Origin of the sequence: Nocardioides sp. InS609-2 (assembly GCF_023208195.1) — a bacterium.
GTDB lineage: Bacteria > Actinomycetota > Actinomycetes > Propionibacteriales > Nocardioidaceae > Nocardioides.
This window is the reverse complement of sequence record NZ_CP060034.1, coordinates 3,202,496-3,226,359: the sequence shown is the minus strand read 5'-3', so window position 1 is coordinate 3,226,359 and position 23,864 is coordinate 3,202,496. Positions and strand designations below refer to the sequence as shown.

The following is a 23,864-nucleotide window of genomic DNA, read 5'->3' as shown; positions in this document are numbered from 1 at the left end:
GATGCGGGTCGCCGTTGCGGCGGTCGCCACCCTGCTCTGGTGCGCTTTCGGCCTGGCCTTCGGCAGCTCCGGGCTCAGCTCCGAACGGCTGGGCTGGCTCTGGATGGCGCTCGTGTACGCCGCGGGGCTGGCGCTCGAGGACGGCGGCTGGTCCGCCAGCGGCGACAACACGTGGAAGCACGGGATCTACCAGGCGACGATGACGCAGAACACCTCGCTCGACGAGGTCGGGTTGTCGGTGAGCTACAGCGGGAGGTCGTGACCGTCCTCGGGGCGGGCGTACTCCTGGTCGGCCTCGCTGAGGAATCGGGCCAGGTGGGTGTCGAGGATGCCGAGCCCCTCGGGCGAGTAGACCTTGTCGTGGATGGCCAGGTTGCGCGGCGCCCCGACTGCGAGGGCGAAGTCGATCGCCTCGGAGACCTTCTGCCACGGCGCACAGATCGGCGCGCACAGCACGTCGACGTCCTCGTCGGGCGGCGTCAGCGCGTCGCCGGGGTGATAGACGCGCTGGTCGCCGAGCGTCAGCACGTAGCCGGAGTTGAAGAAGCGCGGCAGGTCGGGATGGATCACCGCGTGCAGCTCGCCGACCGCACGGACCGGCACACCTGCCACCTCGAACCGCTCATCGGGTGACACGACGGTCACCCGCTCGAGCAGGTCGGGGGCGTCCTCCCGGATCCGCGCCGCCACCGCGTCGATCGTGAAGATCGGCGCATCGCACGCGCGGAGGTGGTCGGGCAGGTAGTGGTCGGGGTGCTCGTGGGTGATGAGCACTCCGTCGGCGCCGTCGGTCGCACCGGCCGCGGTGAACACTCCGGGATCCAGCACCAGCGAGCGGCCGCCGTACTCGAGGCGCACACAGGAGTGGCCGAACTTGATGATCCGCATGCTCCAGACTAGGCGCGTGCTCATTCCTCCGCCCGGCGTCAGCCTGCGCCTCGCGACGCTCGACGACGTGGCCGCGCTCGCCCTGCTCCACCAGCAGTGCTGGCGTGAGGCCTACTCCCCCATCGTCGACGGAGAACTGCTCGAGGCCCAGCTCGACCTGAAGCGGTCCGAGGACAACTGGCGGACCCAGATCGAGAACGGCCGCAAGCGGCTGATCGCGGTGCGCGACGGCGTACCGATCGGCTTCGCCGCCTCGGGACCGGGCCGAGACGACGACCTACCGACGCCGCGCGAGCTCTACGCGTTGTACGTCGCCGAGGCCGAGTGGGGAAGCGGTGTCGGGCGCCTGCTGCTCGCCGAGGAGCTGCGCGGCGAGTCCGCGTCGCTGTGGGTGCTGGAGGACAACGAGCGGGCCCGTGACTTCTACGCCCGGCACGGATTCGAGCGGGACGGGGCGCGCAAGAAGTACGACGAGCTCGATGTGTGGGAGATCCGCATGGTGCGTCGGGTCGACCATCCGGTGCGCGCCTGACCGATCGGACGGACGCCTCGCGCAACGACGACCAAAGCAATGGGATTCCGACTCGCCGGCTATGGTGGATGCGTCGCCGCCACCGTTCTTGGGGCTGGCGGCTTGACCCACACCCAACGCCCGAACAGGACTCATTCATGTCTGGACGCCGACTCATCGTCGGGAGCATGGCCGCATTGTTGATGCCCGCCTCTCTGCTCCTGGCCTCCCAAGCCAACTCCGAGACGCAGGTCTCTGCCTCGTCTCTGCCCACCAAGGCCCAGGTCACAAAGGCCAAGACCCGCATCTCGATCCAGGTGCTGCCGCAGATCTCGCAGTACGGCAAGAAGGTCTCGAACCCCAACTCGGCCAAGGCCGCCGTCGCCGTCAAGGTGAGGGGCGCGCGCACGGGCTCCAAGGTCCTGCTGCAGGTCAAGTCGGGATCGGCCTGGAAGAAGGCCGGCAAGGCCTTCACCGACCGCAAGGGTCTCGCCGAGTTCACCACCGCCGCGACTCGCAGCGGCAAGGCCGTCGAGCTCCGCGCCAAGGTCGGCAAGGTCACGAGCAAGTCCGTGAGCAACGAGAAGTGGCTCGACCCGATGTACACCGACGAGTTCAGCGGCTCCACGCTCAGCGACCAGTGGAAGCACCGCATCCCCGACTACAACACCGAGGGATTCCGCGCCTGCTCGAAGGGTGGCCCCGAGGCAGTCAACGTCGGCGGCGGCTCCGTCCGGCTCAGCGTCATCAAGGACCCCTACCGGTCCGACCTGTGCACCGCGAAGCAGGACGGCAGGGTCCTCGGCAAGTACGCCTACCGCCTCAACGGCCACATCGCCACCGAGGACAAGGTCTCCTTCAAGTACGGCGTCGCAGCCGCTCGCATGAAGTTCCAGCAGATGCGCGGCCAGCACGCCAGCTTCTGGCTGCAGCCCGACTCCGACGAGCCGGGTGGCGCGGAGATCGACGTCATCGAGTACTTCGGCAAGGGTGCTGCCAAGGGCGGCCTCACCAGCTTCACCTACCACCGCGACAGCAAGAACAAGCTCGTCAAGACCGGTGACTGGCTCAAGGACTCCGACCGCTTCCTCGCCAACAAGAGGGACGCCTGGTACAAGGCGTACCACGTCTTCTCGGTCGAGTGGACGCCCCGCGCCTACATCTTCCGCATTGACGGCAAGGAGAGCTACCGCAGCACCAAGGGCATCTCCAACCAGCCCGAGTTCCCGATCCTGTCCCTGCTCAGCTCGGACTACGAGATCCCGAACATCGGCAGCGACAAGAAGCTCCCCCAGCACTCGTACGTCGACTGGGTGCGCATCTGGCAGTCCTGAGCCCCGGCTCAGCCTTCGCAACATCCGCACATCGCGTCGTACCTTCGGGTGCGGCGCGATGCTGCATTTGCCCTGTGTCGTTCCGTTCGCGCTGCTACGTTGCGGCAGCCACTATCGGACTTCACGGGGGACGGTCATGACGAGTCAGGCAGTTGCGGGTACGGCGCTGACGTTGATCCTGTTGGGCAGTACGGCGGTGTCGTGTGGCGCCGAGACGGCGGCACCGGCCAGCGCCACTGGGAAAGCGAGCTCCAGCACAGCCCGGCTGGTGCACACGGACCAGGAACTGGCTCACCTCACGGACTCCGCACAGCTGACGACGCCCATTCTCGCCGAGGGACGGGTCGTAGACGCGTCCGGGGCGCCCGCCGCCGACGTCAGGCTCGTTGTCCTGGGCTGGCCCGCCATGACCGACGCAGCGGACGGCGAAGAGTTCACGCTCCCGCCCGTTGCGTATGCGTCGGCGGGCGAGGACGGGAGGTTCGCCCTCCACATCAGCGACCCCGACCTCCTGGCTCCGCTCGCGGACGATGACTCAGGCCTCGTCGATGTGGAGATCTTGGTGGAGGACTCGCGCATCGAGCTGCCGTTCAACTTCACCGTCGCACTGGTGGACGCAACCGACGGCACGACCACGATCGAGCTACCCGACGAGTCCGAGGAACTCCCGGTCGTCGTGGAGCTGAGCCCGGGCGGCTCCGTCACCCCGGCGGACAACGGCGAGCTCTTCATGGAGGCACCGGCCATCGGCTGAGGTCAGAGCTCAGTCGCGAGCACGTGGATCGGCACTCCGCTGTCGGCGACCGTCCGCTTCCAGACGGAGAGACCGACCTTCTCCGCCACCCGCTGTGACGGGACGTTGTCGGGGTTCGTAATCGCGATCAGCCAGTCGACGCCGCGCGACCGCGCGAAGTCACGGCACGCGGTGGCCGCCTCGGTGGCGAGCCCTTCGCCCTGGCGCGCGGGCAGCACGTGGTAACCGATCTCGAGGTGTTGCTCGCCGTCCACGCTCTGCCAAGTCAGCCCACAGTCACCGACGAAGCCGCCGTCGGCGTCGTGAAGGATCCACAGCCCGAAGCCGTCCCGGGCGTAGTTGTCCTCGTTCCAGCGGATCCAGTCCGCCGTTTCGTCCCGGGTCTTGGGGTGCGGGTAGAAGGTCATCACGGCTGGATCGCCCAGCAACTGGGCCATCTCGTCGAGGTCGCCGGCGTGCATCCGCCGGAAGGTCAGGCGGGGCGAGGTGGGGACGTGCTCAGGCATCGCAGCACCCTAGGCGCAGCAGCAGGAGGTCTGTCCGACGCAAGGCTCCCGCTTGGTTACGCCGTCTGGTGGTGCACGTAGCACCAGCGCCAGTTCTCGCCGCGCTCGGCGGTCTGCATCACCGGGTGGCGGGTCTGGTGGAAGTGACCGGTGGCGTGCTGGGCGGGCGAGGAGTCGCAGCACCCGATCTGGCCGCATTCCAGGCACTGGCGCAGCGCGACCCACGTCGCGCCGTCGGCGAGACACTGGGCGCACACGGGCGAGGGCTCGGTCTCGGCGGGTTGGTACGCCGATAGCTCGGGGCACTCCTCGGAGTGGATGCCGCCGCCCTGCGCGCCCTTGAGCTCGTTGCGGGACTCGGTGGCGACGTCGAGCATCGACTCCTCGATGTCGAGCATCGACAAGACCTCCGAGACCACCTCCGAGGCGACCGTGCCGCCGGATCGGATCTCCAGCACCCGCGCTCGCTCGGCGTCGATCATCTCCAGGCGCACCCGGGCGTAGAGCTCGCTCGGTGTCTCCGTCTCGGCCATGGTCGAGAGTCGTTCCCACGCGGCGAAGTTGCGCTGGTCGACGCGCTGGCGGATCAGCGCGATGACCTCGTGCGGGTCGTCGTACTCGAGCTCCTCGAGCTTCTCGAAGCCGGCCTTGGACGCCTGCTGCAGCAGCGTCGCGCGGGCCAGCGCGTCGGAGGCGGGATCGGGCGGGGGGACGTTGAGTCGCCTGGCCAGCCAGGGCAGCGAGAGGCCCTGGATGAACAGCGTGCCGGCCACCACCGTGAACGCGACGATGAGCAGCACCTCGCGGTGCTCGACATCGTCCGGGATGACGAAGGCCGCGGCCAGTGTCACGACGCCGCGCATGCCGGCCCAGCCGAGGATGAACGTGTAGGTCCACGGCGGCCGGTTGCCGTCGCGGTCGGCGCCGGGACGCACGAGCAGGTAGCGCGCGGGAAAGACCCAGGCCAGCCGCAGCACGATCACGGCGGCCAGCGTCGTACCGCAGATCAGGGCCACGCGACCCCACCCAACCCCGCCGGCGTCGACGTCCTCGAAGATCCAGCGGGCCTGCAGGCCGATGAGCAGGAACACGGCGTTCTCGAGCATGAAGGCGACGGTGCGCCAGTTCATCCGCTCGGCGATCCGGCTCTGCGCGGTCTGGATGATCGGCGCCTTGTGGCCCAGCAGCAGGCCCGCGACCACCACCGCGATGACGCCGGAGGCGTGCACCCGCTCGGCGCTGATGTAGGCGGCGAACGGCACCACGAACGAGATGGCGGTGTCGAGCACCGGGTCCTCGACCCGCTTGCGTACCCGCGCGACCACGATGAAGAGCAGGATGCCGATGGCGGCGCCGCCGACAGCCGCGATGACGAAGTCCCCGCCCACCTCGAAAGCCGTGACGCCGCCGGTTCCCGCCGCGATGGCGGTACGCAAGGCGACCAGGGCCGTCGCGTCGTTCATCAGCGACTCGCCCTCGAGGATCGTGACGATCCGGCGCGGCAGGCCGATGCTGCGGCCGATCGCCGTCGCGGCCACCGCGTCGGGCGGCGCGACGACCGCCCCGATCGCGAACGCGGCCCACCAGCTCACGTCGGGCAGGAGCGAGTGGACGAGCACGGCGACGCCGACCGTCGTGAAGACCACCAGCCCGACCGAGAGCAGCGTGATCGCCCGGCGGTTGGCGTTGAAGTCGACGAGAGACGTCTGTACGGCGGCGGCGTAGAGCAACGGCGGCAGCAACCCCAGCAGCACGACCTCGTGGCCGAGCTGGATCTCCGGCAGCATCGGCAGGTAGGAGCCCGCGACGCCCACCGCGATCAGCAGTAGGGGTGCCGGCAGCGAGAGTCGGCTCGCGACCGCCGTCCCGGTCAGGACGACGACGGCAAGGGCCACCAGCAGGAAGGCGATTTCCACGGGTCCAGTGTGACGGACGACCAGCGGGGGTCTCGATACGCTCGCTGCGCTCGCTACTCGACCGACGAACGTTCGGCCACCCAGAGCATCGGATCTCCCCAGCCGAGCTCGCCGACCCCGTGCTTGCCGAAGGCCAGCACCACGAGCGTGCGGCGATGGGCGGCGAAGGTGAGGACGTGCGCGATCATCCCGCCGTACGTGAAGACCGTCGCGGGCTCGCACAGCGCGTCGACGAACGTGTCGTCGAGCCGCGCTGCGTCGACGACCTCGTGCACGTGGGCGAGGTACGCCGGTCCTTCGTCGGCGAGCCGCTGCCGCAGCGACGAGAGCGACTCGTGCTCCTCGACCGACCAGTCGTAGTCACGGGTCGCCATCGCGGCGTTCCACATGCCCATCTGGCCGACCAGCCGCGACAGCAGCGAGCGGATCGTCTGCTCGTCGTCGTCGACGCTCACCGCGATCGGCTCGTCGAGCTGCTCGTCGGTGAGGCGCTCGGCCAGCCGGATCATCTCGCCCGTCAGCCAGATGTGGTGCTCGACCATCTTCGTCATCAGTTCCATGGCAGTGACCTCGTCTCGCGCGGGCAGCCGCAGGCTGCCGGGTGGATGGAAGTGGACATCGCTCGGTGCCTCGATCTGGATGTGTCCCGGCCTCTTGCGCCACGTCGCCGGCGGCACGGTGTACACCTTGGTGAACGCCCGCGTGAACGCCTCGTGCGATCCGTAGCCCGCCTCGACGGCGATGTCGATCAGGGGCGCGGAGGTGGTGATCATCCGGTACGCCGCCCGCTCGAGGAGGATGCGCCGGCGGAACGCCGCCGGCGGCTCTCCCGCGACCGAGCGGATCATCCGGTCGAAGTGGAACCGCGAGAAACCCAGTCGAGCGGCCCATTCGTCGCCCGACGCGGTCGCCGCGTCTTCGTCGGTCCCGGTCGAGGAGAGCGCCTCGGTCAGGTGGTCAACGAACCCGGCGAAGGTGTCGGTGGCAACGCTCATGGCACGAGGATGTCGGCTCCCGCGCGAGCCGTCTTGATCACGCTTGCGGACCAGGGTCGGGCGTCAGCGTGCCGACGCCCGTGTTGTAGTGCGTCTCGTATCTGAAGCGCAGGTCCTGGCCCGACGGGGGCAGCAGGAGCGAGGCCACCTGGCCGACGATGTCGCCCTCGAGGTGCACGCTGAGGTGCACGTTGCGGTCGGCCGGCGCCTCGAACGTCACCGGCCCCCACACCACGACGTACTGCCGGCCGTCGACGCTGACGATCGGCCGGTACTTCTTCCCGACCACCGAGTTGCCGGTGGTCAGGCCGACGGTGAGAGTACGCCGCGGGCCGGTGTGCCACTCGACGTACGGGATCACGCCAGGGGTGGAGGAGAGGGACGGGGAGCCGGTTTCGGTCATGGGGCCATGATGCCCAGACATCCGGAGATCATGTCGTCATGGCTTCGTAAGGGTTCCCGGCCACTACGCTGGTCGCCGGCATCTAGGTTGGGGGCGTGACCTCCACCGACCTGATCCTCCCCTGCCGCGACGAGGGTCCGGCGCTGCGCGCGCTGCTGCCGAGGGTGCCGGCTGGGTTCTCGGTGATCGTTGTCGACAACGGGTCCAGCGACGACACGGCTGAGGTCGCCCGCGAGCTGGGTGCGCTGGTGGTCACCGAGTCGCGACCCGGGTACGGCGCGGCCGTGCACGCCGGGCTGCTCGCGGCCACCGCCGACTACGTGGCCTTCATGGACGGCGACGGGTCGTTCGACCCCGACGAGCTGGTGCCGATGGTGGCCGACGTCGCGGAAGGCCGGGCCGACATCGCGGTCGGCCGGCGCCGCCCGGTCTCTGCGGGTGTCTGGCCGTGGCACGCGCGCGTCGGCAACACGATCATCGTCGCGTGGCTGCGCCGTCGCATCCAGATGGACGCATCCGACATCGCCCCGATGCGCGTGTGCCGACGCGAGGCGCTGCTGGCACTCGACGTACAGGATCGGCGGTTCGGTTACCCGGTCGAGCTGCTGCAGAAGGCCACGCTCGCCGGCTGGCGCTTCGTGGAGCGCGACGTCAGCTATCACCCGCGCGCCGAGGGCACGCGGTCGAAGGTTTCCGGATCGGTGAGCGGCACCGCCCGCACCGCACGCGACTTCTGGAAGGTGCTGCAGCGATGAAGATCCTGCTCGTGGCCAAGGCACCCGTGCCGGGCCAGGCCAAGACCCGGCTGGGCCAGCACATCGGGCACGACGTGGCTGCCGACGTGGCAGCTGCCGCGCTGGCCGACACCATCGAGACGTGCAACCTCTCCGGCGCGGAGCGACACCTCGCCCTGGCCGGCAACCTCGTCGACGGGGAGCGCGCCGACGAGCTGCGCGACCTGCTCGTTGGCTGGGACGTCACCGTGCAGCGCGGCGACGGGTTCGCCGAACGCCTGGTCAACGCGCACCTCGACGCCGGCCCCGGCGCGGTCGTGCAGATCGGCATGGACACGCCCCAGGTCACGGTCGCCGCACTGACCGCGGTCGTCGACGGACTGGCCGACCACGACGCCGTCGTCGGCCCCGCCGAGGACGGCGGCTGGTGGGCACTCGGCCGCACCGACCCCAACGTGGCGCGCGCTCTCGCCGGCGTACCCATGTCGACTCCGACCACCTGCCAGGACACCGTGGCCGCCCTGCGCGCTGCCGGTCACACCGTCGGCGAAGCGGGCAGCCTGCTCGACGTCGACAGCCTCGACGACGCCCGCCGGGTCGCCGCCGAGATCCCCGACAGCCACTTCGCACGAGCCTGGGGTGACCGATGAACGAGGTGCCGTTCTCCACCGTCTTCGCGCTGGCCCTGCGGGGCGAGCAGACGCACGTCGTCCGGGTCGGGGACGAGCCGGTCGCGCTGCCCGTCGGCGAGTGGACCCAGCCTGCCGACGTCAACGACCACCGGATGCTCGACCTGTGCATCGGGCCGACGCTCGACGTCGGCTGCGGCCCCGGCCGGATGACCGCCGAGCTCGCCAATCGCGGCCATGTCGTCCTGGGCATCGACGTGGTGCACGAGGCGGTCGGCCAGACCCGTGAGCGCGGCGGAGCTGCGATGCTCCGCGACGTGTTCGACGAGCTGCCCGGCGAGGGCCGATGGGAGTCCGCACTCCTCGCCGACGGCAACGTCGGCATCGGCGGCGACCCGGTCGCCCTGCTGCACCGGCTGAGCAACGTCATCGACCCGCGCGGGCGCGTGGTCGTCGAGGTGGCCCGGCCCGGTGTCCTCGCCAGCACCCACTGGGCCGCGCTGCAGACCGGCGAGCAGCGCAGCCGACCGTTCAAATGGTCGGTCGTTGGCGTCGACTCCATCGAGGCCACCGCCGCCGAGGCCGGGCTGGCCGTCGCCTCGGTCGAGCGAATCGGTGAGCGACGCTGGGTCGCCGTACTCCAGGGGGCGGTGTGAAAACCCCACTGGTCCCCGCCCCGGAGCACTTCACCTCGCGGCTGCGCAGCCCCCACGTCGCCGCGCGGGTCGGGCTGTGGCTCGGCATCTGCTTCGGCATCTGCTTCCTCACCGGACTGATCAGCCACTACGCCCAGAACCCCACCCAGCCGGTGCCGTTCCCAGCCAGCCCGTCGTGGGGCTACCGCGTCACCCAGGGGCTGCACGTGACCACCGGCACCGCCGCGATCCCGCTGCTGCTGGTCAAGCTGTGGAGCGTGCTGCCGAAGTTCTTCGAGCGCCCGCCGCTGCGTGACGCGCGCCGGCTGCTCCTCCACGGCCTCGAACGCGCCTCGATCGGCGTGCTCGTCGCGGCGGGCATCTTCATGCTCACGACGGGGCTGATGAACGCGTCGCAGTGGTACCCGTGGGGGTTCTCCTTCCGCGCCACCCACTACGCCGTCGCGTGGATTGCGATCGGCTCGCTCGTCGTGCACATCGCGGTCAAGCTGCCGATCATCCGCGACGTGCTGGCCGGCGACGTCGACGAGACCCGTCACGACCGGCCGACCGCCGTCAACGAAGGAGCCGTGTCCCGACGGGGTCTGCTGCGCACGACGTGGCTCGCCAGCGGCATCGCTGTGGTCGCGTCCGTCGGCAGCACCGTGCCGCTGCTGCGGGACGTCTCGGTCTTCGGGGTGCGGTCCGGTGACGGGCCCGCTGGCATCCCGATCAACAAGTCGGCCGTTTCGGCCAAGGTGACCGCCAGCGCCACCAGCGCGTCGTACCGGCTGGAGATCGCGTACGGCGACCGCTCGGTGTCACTGACCCGCGACGACCTGCTCGCCCTGCCCCAGCACAGCGAGATCCTGCCGATCGCCTGCGTGGAGGGCTGGAGCGCCAGCGGCTCGTGGACGGGCGTGCGGATGCGCGACCTGCTCGACCTCGTCGAGGCGCCGGCGGGCGACGTACGCGTCGAGTCGCTGCAGGAGTCGGGGCCGTTCCGGATCACGACGCTGCAGGACAACTTCGCCCGCGACGACCGCACCCTGCTCGCCCTCACGCTCAACGGCGAGACCCTGGCCATCGACCACGGCTTCCCGTGCCGCCTGATCGCGCCCAACCGGCCCGGGGTGCTCCAGACGAAGTGGGTCACCCGGCTGGAGGTCTTCGCATGAGGACCCGACTGGCGCTGATCGGCCTCGGCACCCTCGTCGGTGTGTATGGCGCGTGGTTGCTGCTGTCGCGCCAGGACTTCGACCAGCTGCGCAGTGTCGCGGTGTGGTTCGTGGCGGGGGTGCTGCTGCACGACGTGCTGCTGTCGGGCGTGGTGATCGCGCTGGGCCTGGTGGGCAGCCGGCTGCTGCCCATGTCTCTCCGTCGACCGGCCACGATCGCGCTGATCGTGATCGGGACTGTGACGGTCGCTGCGGTGCCGGTGCTCGGGCGCTTCGGTGCGAGGGCCGACAACGCGACGCTGCTCGACCGAAACTACATTGTCGGGTGGGTGGTGTTCGCGGTGCTGGTGCTCGGCGCGCTTGCCTTGCCCTGGTTTAGAGGCTGGTTTCGAGGCTCGTTTCGCTCGCACCTCAACCGACGGGACAAGGCTTGAGGATGCCGCGGATGCTGGTCGTCGAGGACGACGTGACGGTGCGCGAGGTGGTGGTCTCCTACCTGCGTGCGGCCGGGCACGACGTGACCGAGGCGGCCGACGGCCTGACCGCGCTCGAGATCATGGAGAAGACGCCTGCCGACCTGGTGGTGCTCGACCTGATGATGCCCGGCATCGACGGCCTCGAGGTGTGCCGGCGGCTGCGCCGGGCGGGCGACGTGCCGATCGTGATGCTGACCGCGCTGGGCAACGAGCAGGACCGCGTGATCGGGCTCGAGCTGGGCGCCGACGATTACATCACCAAGCCGTTCAGCCCCCGCGAGCTGGTGCTGCGCGTCGACTCGATCCTGCGTCGCGCCGGCAGCGCACCAGAGGGGCCGGTGCTGCTGACCGATGGCGACCTGGTCATCGACGCCGCGCGCCACGAGGCCAGGCTGGACGGCGTCGTACTCCCGCTGACGGGTCGTGAGTTCGACCTGCTGTGCCACCTGGTCGCACACCCGGGCCGGGCCTACTCGCGCGACGAGCTGCTGCGCGAGGTCTGGGGTTGGACCGTGGGCGACCAGTCGACGGTGACCGTGCACGTCCGGAGGCTCCGGGAGAAGGTGGAGTCCGACCCCACCAGTCCGGTGCGACTGGTGACCGTGTGGGGCGTGGGCTACCGATGGGAGAACGCATGAACGGCGATCAGTTCGAGATCCTGGTGGTGGCCCTGATGGCCGCCGTCGCCATCGGCGCGCTGGGATTGGTCGTCGGCTGGCTGCTGCGCACCGCGTCGGTCCGGTGGCAGCTCGGTCTGGTGGCTGCGGTGTCGGTGCTGTCGGTGCTCGCCGGGGTGCTGGCCGTGGCGCAGCGGATGCTGCTCATGCCGCACGACCTCAAAGTGGTCACGATCGTCACCATCGCCGCAGCAGCGAGCTCGTTCCTGGTGGCGTTCGCGCTGGGCGCGGCGCTGGTGCGCTGGTCGCGCGGACTGCAGGAGGAAGTACGTCGCGTCGGCACCGGCGTGGCGGCCCGGCCGTCGACCGGGCCACGTGAGTTCCAGGAGCTGTCGGCCGAGCTGGCCACCACGGTGGCGCGGCTCGACGAGTCGCGCGCCCGGGAGACGCGGCTGGAGAGCTCGCGTCGTGAGCTGGTGTCGTGGGTGAGCCACGACCTGCGCACGCCGCTGGCCGGGATGCGCGCGATGACCGAGGCGCTCGAGGACGGGATGGCGCCCGACCCGGCGCGCTACCACCGCCAGATCCGTGCCGAGGTCGATCGGATGGTGCGTATGGTCGACGACCTCTTCGAGCTGTCGCGCCTGCACGCCGGGGTGTTCACGATAACGCCACAGGAGGTCGCGCTGGGCGACCTGGTCAGCGAGGCGCTGGCCGGTGCCGATCCGGTGGCGCGAGCCCGCGGCGTACGCCTCGGAGGCAATGTCGACTACGGCCTCCAGGTGCTCGCCGATCCCGAAGGACTCTCCCGCGTGCTGGCCAACCTGCTGATGAACGGCATCCGGCACACGCCCGCCAACGGAGTCGTCCAGGTCACCGGTCGCGCGGTCGCGGGCGGTGTCGAGCTCAGCGTCACCGACGGCTGTGGAGGCATCCTCGAGGAGGACCTCACGCGGGTGTTCGACGTGGCCTGGCGCGGCGCCGCCGCCCGCACTCCGGAACCCGACCCGGCCGACGCCCACACCGCCCGCGCCGGCCTGGGGCTGGCGATCGTGAAGGGCATCGTCGAGGCCCACCGCGGTGTCGTCGAGGTCGTCAACGAGCCCGGCGTGCCGGGCTGCCGGTTCCTCGTCCGGCTGCCGGCCTGAGCACGATGGTCGCTCGTCATCGGGCAGCCCTCACCGGGCTGATGATCGGGCTCGTCGTCGTCGCGGCCTCGATGGCGATCCCGGCCCTCTTCGGCTGGGACGTCGTCACCCGGCGCGACGACCAGGTCGAGTTCCCGCCCCTGCACGGCTTCTGGCATCCGACGTTCGCCCCGATGAGCGTCGTAGCGGTGCTGCTCGCCGCGGCCGCGTGGTGGTGGGCTCCACGGCTGGCCGAGCGGTTGTCGTGGCGGCGCCTGCTTCTCGCGTCGTACGTCGCGGGGCTGGCGTGGCTGCTCGCGCTGGCGTGGGTCGATGGGCCAGACGGCATCTCGCGGGCGCTGGGCAACCCGTTCGAGTACCTCGAGACGGCGCGGGCGACCGACGACATCGCGTTGATGCTGAGCACGTTCACCGATCGCATCTCCTACGGAACCGACGACAACTGGGTCACGCACGTCGCCGGTCACCCGCCGGGGGTGCTGCTGTTCTTCGTCGGACTGGTGCGCATCGGGCTCGGTGGTGACCTCTCGGCCGGGCTGGTCGTCACGGCCATTGCGGCCACCACCTCGCTGGCGGTGATGTCCACGCTGCGCACCCTGGGCGCCGAGGCGACGGCTCGGAAAGCCGCACCGTTCCTGGTGTTCACGCCCTCCGCCGTCTTCATGGCCGTCTCGGCGGACGCGATGTTCGCTGCCGTAGCGGCTTGGGGGCTGGCCGCACTGGCCTACGCGACCGGTGCGTCGGGGTGGCGATTCGGCCTGTGGTCGGTGGTCGGCGGACTACTGCTCGGGTTGTGCATGTTTCTGTCCTACGGCCTGCCTCTTCTCGGCCTGTTGGCAGTGTCTGTGCTGCTGCTGGGCCGGTCGTGGCGGCCGCTGCTGCCTGCCCTGCTTGCCGCTCTCATCGTGACAGCCGCGTTCGCGCTCGCGGGGTTCGCCTGGTGGGAGGCCTACCCGGTGCTGGTCGAGCGCTACCGGGAAGGCGTCGCCGCCGATCGCCCGCAGGCCTACTGGGTCTGGGGCAACTTCGGGGCGCTGCTGATCTCTGGCGGTCCACTGCTCGGCGCCGGGCTCGCGCACGCTGCCTCGCGCTGGCGTCGTACGGACCGGGCGGGCGTCCTGCTCGCCGGCGTCGCCCTGGTGGTGATCGCCGCCGCCGACCTGTCGGGGATGTCGAAGTCGGAGGTCGAGCGGATCTGGCTGCCGTTCATCCCGTACCTGACCCTGACCCTCGCCGTCCTTCCCTCAGTCTGGCGGCGATGGGGGCTCGCGTTGCAGCTCGCCACCGCGCTGTTGGTGCAGCACCTGCTCTACACGAGCTGGTGATCGGTCTCGCCTACGCCCGCAGCGGCGCGGTCGCGAACTCCCGCAGACCGTCCTCCGGGCTCACCTCGGCGGTGAAGCCCAGTTCAGCCGCGGCCAACGAGGGCGACGCCACGATGTGCCGTACGTCGCCGAGCCGGTAGCCGCCGGTGACCTCCGGCTCGATAGCGTGACCGGTGCCCACTGCGACCTGCCGGGCCACGTCGAGGATCGACACGGGCTGTCCGGAGCAGACGTTGTAGGCGGCGTACGTCGAGTCGTCGGCCTCGACAACTGCACGCAGCGCCAGCACGTTGGCCCGGGCCACGTCGCGGACGTGCACGAAGTCGCGCATCTGCCCGCCGTCCTCGTAGACCTGCGGCGCCTCGCCACGTTCGAGCGAGGAGCGGAACATCGCCGCGACTCCGGAGTACGGCGTGTCCTTGGGCATTCCGGGCCCGTAGACGTTGTGGTATCTCAGCGCGACAGCGGCCGCCCCGGCCTGCCGGACCCACGCGGACGCGTAGTGCTCCTGGGCCAGCTTGCTCGCGGCGTACGTGCTGCGCGGGTCGAGGCGGGCGTCCTCGTCGACCAGCTCCCAGGTCAACGGCTCGCCGCAGACCGAACAGTGGTTCTCGAAGTCCCCACCGTCGAGGGCGGCGACCGCGCGCGGCCCGGGCACCTGGGCGCCATGGGTCGGGCAGGCGTAGCGGCCCTCGCCGTAGACCACCATCGACGACGCCACGACCAGCCGGCCGACACCGGCTTCGTGCATCGCTGCCATCAGGGCGGCGGTGCCGAGGTCGTTGTGGGCGGCGTACTCCGGCAGGTCGGACACGGCGACGCCCGCACCCACGAGCGCGGACTGGTGGCAGACGACGTCGACGCCGTGCAGCAGGGCGGCCCACTCGCCGGAGGTGGCAGCGTCTCGTACGTCGAGGGTGTGCGTGCCCTCCGGGGCCTCGGCGCTGCCGTGGGCGTTGGCCAGCATGATGTCGACGGGCACGACCTCGTCGCCGGCCGCGGACAGCTGGGCGCCGATCACGGAGCCGATGAACCCTGCGGAGCCGGTCAGCAGGACCTTCACAGGCTGCGCCCGTCACTGGGCACCGTGTAGGTGAGCTCGACGTCGTCTGCCCAGGTGGAGCAGGTGCAGCCGTCGGGGTCGGGCAGCGCCTCGATTGCGGTGCGCAGGATGCCGCCGAGCCTGTCGAGGTTCTGCTTGAACATCGCAAAGACCTCTTCCTGGCCGACGCCCTCGCCCGACTCGGCGCCGGCGTCCATGTCGGTCACCAGCGCGATCGCGGCGTAGCACTGGCGCATCTCGCGGGCCAGCATCGCCTCAGGCGCACCGGTCATGTTGATCAGGTCCCAACCCTGAGCGGCGTAGTAGCGCGACTCCGCGCGGGTGGAGAACCGCGGACCCTCGACAACGACCATCGCCCCGCCGCCGGTGATGCCGGCATCGGCGCCGGTCACCGCGGCGCTGACACCCGGGCAGTAGGGATCGGCGAACGGCAGGTGGACAGCGCCGGTCTCGACGTACGACGAGACGCGGCGGTGGGTGCGGTCGACGAGCTGGTCGGGCACGAGGATGTCGCCCGGCTCGACGCGCGCACCGAGTCCGCCGACGGCACACGGCGCGAGCACCTGGCGGACGCCGAGCGAGCGCAGCGCCCACATGTTCGCGCGGTAGTTGATCGCGTGCGGCGGGTACTGGTGGTGCGACCCGTGCCGCGGCAGGAACGCCACGCTGCGGCCGGCCACGGTCCCGATCGCCACCGACGCCGACGGGTCGCCGTACGGCGTCTCGATGCGGTGCTCGCTGGGCTCGTCGAGGAAGGAGTAGAAGCCGGTGCCGCCGATGACGGCGATGTCGGCGCGCTGGATGGGTGCGTTCACGCGGCCACTCTGCCAGCCCTGCTCTCCGCCGACGACGGATGGGACACGCGCAGCGTCATCCGAGGGCTCGTGGCCTCGCTAGGTCACTCGTGTCACTTGACACTGTGACCCTGGGACTGGGATCGGCCTTCCTGCTCAGGATCCCGCCGCCGGCGGCGACCACCCGACGTCGGCCGCCCAGCGCTCGGCTGCGTCCATGACCAGGTCGCATACCGGATCCTTGACGGCGTAGTAGGCGTCCACGTCTTCGGGGCGCAGCCGCGCCAGGGCCGCCTTCACCTGGGCGTAGGCCTCGGCGGCCACCCGCGAGTGGCGCAGGTAGTCGCAGAAGAGCAGGGCGTAGCGCTGGTTGGCCCGACCGGTCGCGCGCACGTGCAGGTGCGTCGGCCGCCACGACGCCGGCGCGCGGAAGTAGCGCTTCTCCCACTCCGCGGGATCCGGGTCGCCGCCGGGAGGCACGTGGTCGGTCGCGATGTCTGTCGACGTGGCCCCGAGCTGTTCGAAGGCGGGCACGAGGCGCGGGTCGTCGAGGTCGCCGACGCTGACCTGGACGTCGATGACGTCCTTGGCAGCCAGGCCCGGCACCGAGGTGGAGCCGATGTGGTCGATGCGGACGGCGGCATCGCCCAAGGCGTCACGCAGGAGCCTCTCAACGCCTGCGAACTCGGCCGGCCAGCTCTCGTCGTACGGCTGGATGACGATCCTGGCAGTGGTCACTCAGGCGAGTCTGGCACCAGCGCGCGGATCCTGGCGTCGAGGTCACGGCGATTGTCGCGGCGTACCCGCACCTCCACGACCTCGACCCCACCGTTGGGCGAGGCCAGGGCCTGCTCGAGCTCGGGCAGCGACTCGACCCGCCAGTGCGGGGTCCGGGTGGCCGCGCACAGGGCGGCCAGGTCGACGTGGTGCGGGGTGCCGAAGAGACGGTCGTAGGCACGGGAGTACGACGGGTCGCCCTGCTCGAGCATCGCGAAGATGGAGCCGCCGTCGTCGTTGACTACCACGATGGTGAGGTCGGGTCGTGTCTCGGCCGGGCCCATCACCAGTCCGCCGGCATCGTGCAGGAACGTCACGTCTCCCATCAGCGCGAAGGTCCGCTCCGACGAGCGGCCGAGGGCAGCACCGATCGCCGTGGAGACGGTGCCGTCGATGCCGGCGAGGCCGCGGTTGGCGATCACCTTGCGGCGGGCGCCCACCTCGTACCTCGGCACCATCAGATCGAGGTCGCGGATCGGACTGGAGGCGCCGACGACGAGCAGTCCGCCCGGAGGCAGCGCATTCGCCACGGCACCGGCCACTTCGTACGGCGTGAGGTCGGGCTCGGTGGCGAGCAGCGCGTCGAGCTGGGCGGCGACCGAGGCGTCGGCGGCGTGCCACTCGTCGATCCACCCGGACTCCCCCGGCTCGCAGGCCAGCATGTCGAACTCGACGTCCACGTCGAACGGCCGCTCCGCCCACATTCCCGCCGCCCGCTGCGCCCAGACCTCGATGTCCGGGCGTCCCAGCAACTGGGTGATCGGGCGGGAGAGGGTCGGGTGGCCGTAGACGACGACGCGCCCGATGCGGCTGGCGAGGTCGCCGTCGAGCAGCAACCGGTAGCAGCGCAAGGCGCTATCGCCGGTGCGCGAGCCGCTCGACGGCTCGGCGAACAGCGGCCAGCCGGCCCGTTCCGCCAGCACCCGCGCGGGAGGTCCGGCGTCGTCACCGGCCACCACGACGGTAAGGGGTCCGGGCCGGATGGGTGTGCCGTCGCCGTACTTCGGCCACCGGCGTTCGCGAGTCGGCGGCGCGTCGGGCAGCCAACCGAGCTCGTCGTCATCGGGCAGCAACGGGTCGTCGAGCTGCACGTTCAGGTGGGTTGGCCCGTTGGCGACGAGCTCGATTTCGTCGGTGGCCAGGTCCTGAGTCGCCACCAGCGGTCCGAAGACGCCCACCTGGTCGGTGGTCTGGTTGGCGTTGGTGCCGCGCAGCCGCGCCGGGCGGTCCGCGGTGACCACGACCAGGCCGACCGCCGCGTGCGCGGCCTCGAGCACCGCCGGGTGGAGGTTGGCGACGGCCGTACCCGACGTACACACAACTGCCGCGCGGGCGCCGACCTTCGTCAGGCCGAGGGCGAGAAAGGCGGCCGAGCGTTCGTCGAGCCGGGAGTGCAGCCGGATCCGGCCGGCCTCGGCGGCGGCGTACGCAGCGAACGACACCGGCGCGTTGCGCGAGCCTGGCGCAACCACGACGTCGGTGACTCCGGCCGCGACGAGGCGGGCGACGATGCCGCGGGCGAGGTCGGTCGAGGCGTTGGTCACGAGTGGCGATCCTGCCGTACGCCGCGCACCTCGCGGAGGCGGCGCTCCCAGTGCGCCACCCGTTCGGGTTCGGCGGCGAGGCGGGCGAGGGCTTCCTCGTCGACCACCGGGACCGTGACCGGGAGCCAGCCATTCAGCGGCAACAGCGGGTCGACCACCACGTCGTCGTGGAAGAGCTGCACCGTCGCGAGCCCGCACGCGTGGTCGAGACTCGGCAAGGCGGCGGCCAGGGCGACGCCGGCGGCGATGCCGACCGACGTCTCGAGAGCCGACGAGACGACGACCGGGAGGCCGATGTCCTCGGCGATCCGCAGGCACGCGCGCACCCCGCCGAGCGGTTGCACCTTGAGTACGGCGATGTCGGCGGCCTCGAGGTCGCGCACCCGATAGGGGTCCTCGGCGCCCCGGATCGACTCGTCCGCGGCGATGGGCACGTCGACGCGGCGGCGTACGCGGGCCAGGTCCTCGACCTCGGCGCACGGCTGCTCGACGTACTCGAGACCACCGGCAGCCCGATCCAGCACGGGGATCGACGACACGGCCTCGTCGAGCGACCAGAGCCCGTTGACGTCGATGCGGATCAGGCCGGTCGGGCCGAGGGCGTCGCGCACAGCTTCGACGCGAGCCTGATCGTCGGCGAGGGTCTGGCCGGGCTCGGCGACCTTGACCTTGGCAGTGGTGCAGCCGCCGGCGATCACGATCTGATGAGCACGCTCGGCGTCGACGGCCGGGACGGTGACGTTGACCGGCACCCGGTCGCGCAACGGCACCGGCCAGTCGCCGGCGGCGGCCTCCTCGGCACAGCGCAGCCACGGCTCGGCGACCTCGGGCGGGTACTCCAGGAACGGGCTCCACTCTCCCCACCCGCTCTCGCCGCGCAGCAGCACGCCCTCGCGCACGGTGATGCCGCGGAACCGGGTGCGCATCGGGATCGAGAAGACGTTCATGCCAGCCCCTTCAGCGCTAGTTGCCTCAGGGCGACGCGGTCGACCTTGCCGTTGACGAGCAACGGCAGCTCATCGAGCACGACGACCTGCCGGGGCGCCCACGCGCGCGGGTGCTCGGCGGACACCCAGTCGCGGGCCTCGTCGAGTGTGAGCCTGCCCGAGACGAACGCCACCACCCGCTGCCCCCACTCGGGGTCCTCGATGCCGAGCACCTCGCCGGCCCCGACGTCCGGGTGCATGCGGAGCCGGGCCGCCACGACGGGCAGCGGCACATTGACTCCCCCACTGATGACCACGTCGTCGAGGCGGCCGAGCACCTGGAGGTGGCCGTCCTCGTCGAGGCGACCGGCGTCGCTGGTGAGGTACCACCCGTCGACGAGCGTCTGCGCCGTCAGCTCGGGGTCGCCGTCGTACCCGGAGAAGAGGGTGGGCCCGCCGATCCGGATCCGCGCGTCGGCGCCGAGCGTCAGCGCGACGCCGTCGAGCGGCAGACCGTCGTACACACAACCGCCCGCGGTCTCGCTCGCGCCGTACGTCGCGACGAGGTGCAGACCTGCGTCCTCGGCGCGGGCTCGCAGCGCCGGGTCGATCGGGCCGCCGCCGAGCAGGATCGTGTGCATCGCGCGCAGGACGGCAACGTCGTCGGGAGAGTCGAGCAACCGGTGCAGCTGGGTGGGCACGAGTGAGGTGAACTCCGCGTCGCCCCACCCGTCGAGCACCGGCTCGTGGCCGGCGACTAGCGAGCGCACGACGACCTGAACCCCCGCGACGTACGACGAGGGCAGGGCCAACGCCCAGCGGCCGGTGTGGCCGAGCCGGCGGGCGGATGCAGTGGCCGAGGCGAGTACGGCGTCGCGCGTCAGCACCACACGCTTGGGGACCCCGGTCGAGCCCGACGTGGTGATGAGCAACCGGTCGGGATCGTCGGCGTGCAGCCACTGCGCCAACGCGTCGACGGCAGCAACCGGGTCGTCGGGCGGCCGCAGGAAACTCACGCGACGCACGCTAGTCGCAGTGGGAGAATCGTCGGCGATGACCTCACGACTTCCGGGATGGGTGGAGCGGATGCTGCCGCCGAGCCCCCTCGCCCGCCGGCTCAGTTTCCAGTCGGTGCTCTTCGCGTTCGGCGAGGGCACATTCCTTACGGGCAGCGCGGTCTTCTTCACCCAGATCGTGGGGCTCTCGGCGGCGCAGGTCGGCCTCGGCATCACGATCGCGGGACTCACGAGCTTCTTCTTCGCCGTACCGCTGGGCAAGTTCGCCGACCGGATCGGCCCCAAGCAGGCGTGGGCGCTGGCGGCGCTGGGTGAGGCGCTGCTCTACCTGGTCTGGCCCTGGATCGGCGGTTTCGCGGCCTTCGTCGGCACTCTCGTCCTGCTCGAGATCGTCGGCGGACTCGGGCACGCGGGCCGGCAGGCCTACACGCTCGACGTCTTCACCCGCGAGGAGCGGGTGCGGTCGATGGCGTTCATGCGGAGCGCGCTCAACATCGGCTTCACGGTGGGCGCACTCTTCGGCGGCCTCGCGCTCGCGCTCGACAGCGACGCGGTGATCCGCGCCGTACCCGTGCTGACAGCGGTGATCCTCGGCCTCAACGGCTTCCTCATCTCGCGGCTGCCGGACGCGCAGCACGCAGAGGTGGAGGTCGCCGCCCCGGCCGAGGAGGCCATGAAGACCGGCGCGCTGCGCAACAAGGGCTTCCTCGCGATGAGCTTCTTCGACGGTGTCCTGGGCACCAACCAGGTGCTGCTCAATGTGGTGATCCCGTTGTGGCTGGTCGAGGAGACCGATGCGCCGCGGGTGCTGCTGGCGTGGCTGTTCGCCACCAACACGGTGCTCGCCGTACTCCTCCAGGTCGCGGCCGCGCGCGGTGCCGACACGGTGCCCGGCGCGCTGCGGGCCAGCCGCATCAGCTCGCTGTTCTTCGTCGCGTCGTGCCTGATCGTGCTGGTCACCCACGACACCGTCGGCTGGATCACGATCGTGCTCGTCTGGGTCGGGCACGTCACCGTCACCGGTGCCGAGCTCTTCCAGTCGGCCGGCGCGTGGGGTCTGCAGGCGGAGCTGTCCGATCCCCAGAAGCGCGGCGAGTACGCCGGCGCGTCCAGCCTCGGCTACACCGCCGGCTCGGTCTGGGCGCCCGCGCTGTACACGTACCTCGCCATGGAGTGGGGCACGCCGGGCTGGCTCGTGATCGCGGGCATCGTCGTGCTCGCGACCGTCGGCATCCACCCGTCGGCCCACGCGGCCGGGCGATACCTGTCCCGCGAGAGCACGGCCGCGCCCGCCTGATTGGATACCCGGGTGACCACCACCGCCGACTGGATCGCCGGGGCGCGCCCGCGCACCCTGCCCGCCGCCATCGCTCCCGTGCTCGCGGGCACCGGCGTCGCGACGTACGCCGACGGGCTGGTGTGGTGGAAGGCGCTGCTCGCGCTGGCGGTCAGCCTGGCGCTGCAGGTGGGCGTCAACTACGCCAACGACTACTCCGACGGCATCCGCGGCACCGACGACGCGCGGGTGGGGCCGATGCGGCTGGTCGGGTCTGCGACGGCGACTCCGCGCGCCGTGAAGGCGGCGGCGTTCCTCGCGTTCGGTGTCGCAGCGGTCGCCGGGCTCGTGCTCGCTGCGACAACGGCCTGGTGGCTGGTCGCCGTCGGGCTGATCTGCATCGTGGCGGCGTGGTTCTACACCGGCGGGTCGAAGCCCTACGGCTACCTCGGCCTCGGCGAGGTCATGGTGTTCGTCTTCTTCGGCCTGGTCGCGGTGGTCGGTACGACGTACGTCCAGACCGAGTCCTGGCAGTGGCCCGCCCTGTACGCCGGCATCGGCGTCGGCGCGCTCGCCTGCGCGATCCTGGTGGCCAACAACCTGCGCGACATCCACACCGATGTGGAGTCAGGGAAGCGCACGCTCGCCGTCCGCATCGGCGAGCAGCGCTCCCGCTACCTCTACCTGCTCCTCGTGCTCGCCGCCGCGTTCGCGATCGTCGCCATCGCCGCCGCGACCACCTGGTGGGTGCTCGGCGCGCTGGCCTTCCTCGTCGTCGCGACCCCGCCGACCCGCGCCGTACTCCGTGGCGCCAGCGGCCCCGGCCTCATCCCCGTCCTTGCCCAGACCGGCCTCGCCCAGCTGTGGTGGGCCGGGCTCGTGGTGGTGTTCCTGCTGGTGCCCTGAGGGGCGGTTGCGACTGCCGCTTTCTGTCGGGACACCCGGCTGACCGGGTATCACGTCGCCTTGAGTGCGTTGCAACGACACCAGGGCGAGTGGAACGACGCCGAAGGTCGGCCTCACGCCTCCTTCGGCTTACGACGCGCGAGCAGGCGCCGGATTCGCCTCGCCGTCACCTCGGGTTGCGACAGATCAGCCCAGCTGATGCGGATGCACACCCAGCCAGTCAGCAGACACACACGTTCCTCGCGCTTCTTCTCGCGCATCAGGAACTGGTCGAGTGTCTCGCCCTCACGGCGGAAACGCACGTACTTCTCACGACCGTCGAACTCCACGAAGACGCCGTACTCTGGCCACGCGAAGTCGAGGCGAGCCACGCGACGGCCTGCTTCGTATACCCAGACCTGGGGCTTCGGGCGTGGCAGGTGCTGGTTCCAGCACAGGTAGAGGAACCGGCTCTCCCCCGGCGACTCGATCCGGTGGTCCGCCAGCCGCATGACGAGATCGGCGGCGAGACTGTGGGGCCAGAAGCGGAAGTCATTGACGAGCGCCGATATCGCCTGCTGTGTCGTCGCCTTGGCATGCAGCAGGCCGTTGACCGTGACCAGAGCTGATTCCACGGAGGCAACGGTCGTCACCTCCACCGCGACCCTGGTAGCCGAGGTGACGGGTACGCCGTTGAGCGTGACGACATGCTCCTGGGGCAGTGCCCCACGGTGATGGACGAGACCCGCTTCTCGTCTCCCAGCCTTCCCGTCGGTGCGCGTGAGGTGCACCTGGTTGAGTGGGACGCCCCACACTGGCGCACCGTGCTCGATTGCAGCCGACTGATGGCTGAGGACCGACGTCGGATGCGCTGTGCGTAGCACGGCGCGCGCCAGGACACGGTGCTGATCAGCGCGCGACAGCGACCCCCACAGCGCGCCCGAGCAGTAGGCACCACGACGGACGCGATGCCACTCTTCCGACTTCACTTGGGCCGCTATCGCCCGGTCGCTGTAGCCTTCTGCCATCGCTTCGCGTCGAAGGAAGACGACGCCGTGCAGGTCGATGTACTCATTCGCGATTGCCATGACATGACATTGCCCGGCACCGCCAGCCCTTGCACTCGCCGTTCCGCCGCCTGTGGATAACCCTCGTCAACGGCGAACTGCGGCGTCGCTCCTCGCGCTGCGTGTGCGTTGCAACGACGCCGAGCCGACGTGACACCCGGCTGACCGGGTATCACTGCAAACCAGCGACCCCCTACTCCGAGTCCTCGCCCCCACGCCGCTGGTCGAAGGCAGCGGTCGCCCGGCGCGCCCGCCCCTCGACCCGCTGGGCAAAGGCCTCGCGCTGGCGGTTGAGCAGGAAGTACGACGCGACGCCGGACAGCATGAAGGCCAGCACCACCGACCAGATGGAGTGGACGCTGTCCGTGCCGGCCACGAGCGCCCAGACACCGATCACGATGAGCAGGGACGCAACGAACAGGACGAGGCGCAGGGCGGTGTAGACGACGAACTCTTTCACCCGTCCA

General features: G+C 70.6%; 27 protein-coding genes. 14 read left to right on the top strand and 13 right to left on the bottom strand.

Annotated features, from left to right (window positions below; all coding sequences use genetic code 11):
- Position 1 precedes the first annotated feature (1 nt).
- The gene (locus H4Q84_RS16690; RefSeq protein WP_248580209.1) at positions 2–262 is read left to right on the top strand and encodes a hypothetical protein; all 261 of its coding nucleotides are present in this window, start codon (positions 2–4) and stop codon (positions 260–262) included.
- Here the strand turns inward: H4Q84_RS16690 and H4Q84_RS16685 are convergent.
- Positions 244–888 (bottom strand): MBL fold metallo-hydrolase, encoded by a 645-nt coding sequence (locus H4Q84_RS16685; RefSeq protein ID WP_248580208.1) that lies wholly within the window; start codon positions 886–888, stop codon positions 244–246. The two genes, H4Q84_RS16690 and H4Q84_RS16685, sit on opposite strands and share 19 nt — an antisense overlap.
- A gap of 16 nt (positions 889–904) precedes the next feature.
- Here H4Q84_RS16685 and H4Q84_RS16680 point away from each other — a divergent pair, with 16 nt between their 5' ends.
- The 3 genes from H4Q84_RS16680 to H4Q84_RS16670 all read left to right on the top strand — a co-directional run bounded on the left by H4Q84_RS16680 (position 905) and on the right by H4Q84_RS16670 (position 3,487).
- Positions 905–1,420 carry a GNAT family N-acetyltransferase gene (locus H4Q84_RS16680; protein WP_248580207.1) on the top strand — a complete coding sequence of 172 codons (516 nt, stop codon included), beginning with the start codon at positions 905–907 and terminating at the stop codon, positions 1,418–1,420.
- 167 nt (positions 1,421–1,587) lie between these two features.
- Positions 1,588–2,733: a glycoside hydrolase family 16 protein gene (locus tag H4Q84_RS16675; RefSeq protein WP_248580206.1), complete on the top strand. Its 1,146-nt coding sequence runs from the start codon at positions 1,588–1,590 to the stop codon at positions 2,731–2,733.
- Between the two features lie 136 nt (positions 2,734–2,869).
- Positions 2,870–3,487 carry a hypothetical protein gene (locus tag H4Q84_RS16670; protein ID WP_248580205.1) on the top strand — a complete coding sequence of 206 codons (618 nt, stop codon included), beginning with the start codon at positions 2,870–2,872 and terminating at the stop codon, positions 3,485–3,487.
- 2 nt (positions 3,488–3,489) lie between these two features.
- On the opposite strand, the gene H4Q84_RS16665 is transcribed toward H4Q84_RS16670, so the two are convergent.
- Genes H4Q84_RS16665 through H4Q84_RS16650 form a run of 4 tightly spaced genes read right to left on the bottom strand, consistent with a single transcriptional unit; the run spans position 3,490 to position 7,307 of the window.
- Complete coding sequence (locus tag H4Q84_RS16665; RefSeq protein ID WP_248580204.1) at positions 3,490–3,993, bottom strand: GNAT family N-acetyltransferase; 504 nt, start codon at positions 3,991–3,993, stop codon at positions 3,490–3,492.
- 56 nt (positions 3,994–4,049) lie between these two features.
- Positions 4,050–5,909: a Na+/H+ antiporter gene (locus tag H4Q84_RS16660; protein WP_248580203.1), complete on the bottom strand. Its 1,860-nt coding sequence runs from the start codon at positions 5,907–5,909 to the stop codon at positions 4,050–4,052.
- Between the two features lie 53 nt (positions 5,910–5,962).
- Positions 5,963–6,904, bottom strand: coding sequence for a helix-turn-helix domain-containing protein (locus tag H4Q84_RS16655; protein WP_248580202.1), 942 nt, complete (start codon positions 6,902–6,904; stop codon positions 5,963–5,965).
- A gap of 37 nt (positions 6,905–6,941) precedes the next feature.
- Positions 6,942–7,307 (bottom strand): hypothetical protein, encoded by a 366-nt coding sequence (locus H4Q84_RS16650; protein WP_248580201.1) that lies wholly within the window; start codon positions 7,305–7,307, stop codon positions 6,942–6,944.
- A gap of 95 nt (positions 7,308–7,402) precedes the next feature.
- On the opposite strand from H4Q84_RS16650, the gene H4Q84_RS16645 reads away from it, so the two are divergent.
- From H4Q84_RS16645 to H4Q84_RS16610, 8 genes are read left to right on the top strand one after another with little or no spacing between them, the layout of a single operon-like run.
- Complete coding sequence (locus tag H4Q84_RS16645; RefSeq protein WP_248580200.1) at positions 7,403–8,062, top strand: glycosyltransferase family 2 protein; 660 nt, start codon at positions 7,403–7,405, stop codon at positions 8,060–8,062.
- Positions 8,059–8,691 (top strand): DUF2064 domain-containing protein, encoded by a 633-nt coding sequence (locus H4Q84_RS16640; RefSeq protein WP_248580199.1) that lies wholly within the window; start codon positions 8,059–8,061, stop codon positions 8,689–8,691. Before H4Q84_RS16645 ends, H4Q84_RS16640 begins: the two co-directional genes overlap by 4 nt.
- A complete protein-coding gene (locus tag H4Q84_RS16635) occupies positions 8,688–9,326 on the top strand; it encodes a class I SAM-dependent methyltransferase (RefSeq protein WP_248580198.1) in 639 nt (212 codons plus the stop codon). The genes H4Q84_RS16640 and H4Q84_RS16635 overlap by 4 nt, the downstream gene beginning before the upstream one ends.
- On the top strand, positions 9,323–10,483 hold the full coding sequence (locus tag H4Q84_RS16630) for a molybdopterin-dependent oxidoreductase (RefSeq protein ID WP_248580197.1): 1,161 nt from the start codon (positions 9,323–9,325) through the stop codon (positions 10,481–10,483). Before H4Q84_RS16635 ends, H4Q84_RS16630 begins: the two co-directional genes overlap by 4 nt.
- A complete protein-coding gene (locus H4Q84_RS16625; RefSeq protein ID WP_248580196.1) occupies positions 10,480–10,917 on the top strand; it encodes a hypothetical protein in 438 nt (145 codons plus the stop codon). Before H4Q84_RS16630 ends, H4Q84_RS16625 begins: the two co-directional genes overlap by 4 nt.
- 2 nt (positions 10,918–10,919) lie before the next feature.
- Positions 10,920–11,597 (top strand): response regulator transcription factor, encoded by a 678-nt coding sequence (locus tag H4Q84_RS16620; protein WP_248580195.1) that lies wholly within the window; start codon positions 10,920–10,922, stop codon positions 11,595–11,597.
- On the top strand, positions 11,594–12,724 hold the full coding sequence (locus H4Q84_RS16615) for a HAMP domain-containing sensor histidine kinase (RefSeq protein ID WP_248580194.1): 1,131 nt from the start codon (positions 11,594–11,596) through the stop codon (positions 12,722–12,724). The genes H4Q84_RS16620 and H4Q84_RS16615 overlap by 4 nt, the downstream gene beginning before the upstream one ends.
- 5 nt (positions 12,725–12,729) lie before the next feature.
- Positions 12,730–14,049, top strand: coding sequence for a hypothetical protein (locus H4Q84_RS16610; RefSeq protein ID WP_248580193.1), 1,320 nt, complete (start codon positions 12,730–12,732; stop codon positions 14,047–14,049).
- A 10-nt stretch (positions 14,050–14,059) separates the two neighbouring features.
- On the opposite strand, the gene H4Q84_RS16605 is transcribed toward H4Q84_RS16610, so the two are convergent.
- The 6 genes from H4Q84_RS16605 to H4Q84_RS16580 all read right to left on the bottom strand — a co-directional run bounded on the left by H4Q84_RS16605 (position 14,060) and on the right by H4Q84_RS16580 (position 20,169).
- Positions 14,060–15,112, bottom strand: coding sequence for an NAD-dependent epimerase/dehydratase family protein (locus tag H4Q84_RS16605; RefSeq protein ID WP_248580192.1), 1,053 nt, complete (start codon positions 15,110–15,112; stop codon positions 14,060–14,062).
- Positions 15,109–15,927, bottom strand: coding sequence for an S-methyl-5'-thioadenosine phosphorylase (locus H4Q84_RS16600; RefSeq protein ID WP_248580191.1), 819 nt, complete (start codon positions 15,925–15,927; stop codon positions 15,109–15,111). Before H4Q84_RS16600 ends, H4Q84_RS16605 begins: the two co-directional genes overlap by 4 nt.
- A 135-nt stretch (positions 15,928–16,062) precedes the next feature.
- The gene (locus tag H4Q84_RS16595; RefSeq protein WP_248580190.1) at positions 16,063–16,644 is read right to left on the bottom strand and encodes a GrpB family protein; all 582 of its coding nucleotides are present in this window, start codon (positions 16,642–16,644) and stop codon (positions 16,063–16,065) included.
- Positions 16,641–18,227, bottom strand: a complete 1,587-nt coding sequence (gene menD, locus H4Q84_RS16590) for a 2-succinyl-5-enolpyruvyl-6-hydroxy-3-cyclohexene-1-carboxylic-acid synthase (RefSeq protein WP_248580189.1) — start codon at positions 18,225–18,227, stop codon at positions 16,641–16,643. Before menD ends, H4Q84_RS16595 begins: the two co-directional genes overlap by 4 nt.
- On the bottom strand, positions 18,224–19,174 hold the full coding sequence (locus H4Q84_RS16585) for an o-succinylbenzoate synthase (protein ID WP_248580188.1): 951 nt from the start codon (positions 19,172–19,174) through the stop codon (positions 18,224–18,226). Before H4Q84_RS16585 ends, menD begins: the two co-directional genes overlap by 4 nt.
- Positions 19,171–20,169: an AMP-binding protein gene (locus H4Q84_RS16580; RefSeq protein WP_248580187.1), complete on the bottom strand. Its 999-nt coding sequence runs from the start codon at positions 20,167–20,169 to the stop codon at positions 19,171–19,173. Before H4Q84_RS16580 ends, H4Q84_RS16585 begins: the two co-directional genes overlap by 4 nt.
- A gap of 37 nt (positions 20,170–20,206) precedes the next feature.
- Between H4Q84_RS16580 and H4Q84_RS16575 the strand changes: the two genes are divergently transcribed.
- Both H4Q84_RS16575 and H4Q84_RS16570 read left to right on the top strand, forming a co-directional pair.
- Positions 20,207–21,466, top strand: coding sequence for an MFS transporter (locus H4Q84_RS16575; protein ID WP_248580186.1), 1,260 nt, complete (start codon positions 20,207–20,209; stop codon positions 21,464–21,466).
- A 12-nt stretch (positions 21,467–21,478) separates the two neighbouring features.
- Entirely contained in the window at positions 21,479–22,351 is an 873-nt protein-coding gene (locus H4Q84_RS16570; RefSeq protein ID WP_248580185.1) for a 1,4-dihydroxy-2-naphthoate polyprenyltransferase, read from the top strand.
- Positions 22,352–22,464: 113 nt separating this feature from the next.
- Here H4Q84_RS16570 and H4Q84_RS16565 read toward each other — a convergent pair whose 3' ends face one another.
- Both H4Q84_RS16565 and H4Q84_RS16560 read right to left on the bottom strand, forming a co-directional pair.
- Positions 22,465–22,989 carry a hypothetical protein gene (locus H4Q84_RS16565; protein WP_248580184.1) on the bottom strand — a complete coding sequence of 175 codons (525 nt, stop codon included), beginning with the start codon at positions 22,987–22,989 and terminating at the stop codon, positions 22,465–22,467.
- A gap of 601 nt (positions 22,990–23,590) precedes the next feature.
- Complete coding sequence (locus H4Q84_RS16560) at positions 23,591–23,857, bottom strand: DUF4229 domain-containing protein (protein WP_248580183.1); 267 nt, start codon at positions 23,855–23,857, stop codon at positions 23,591–23,593.
- Positions 23,858–23,864: the final 7 nt, after the last annotated feature.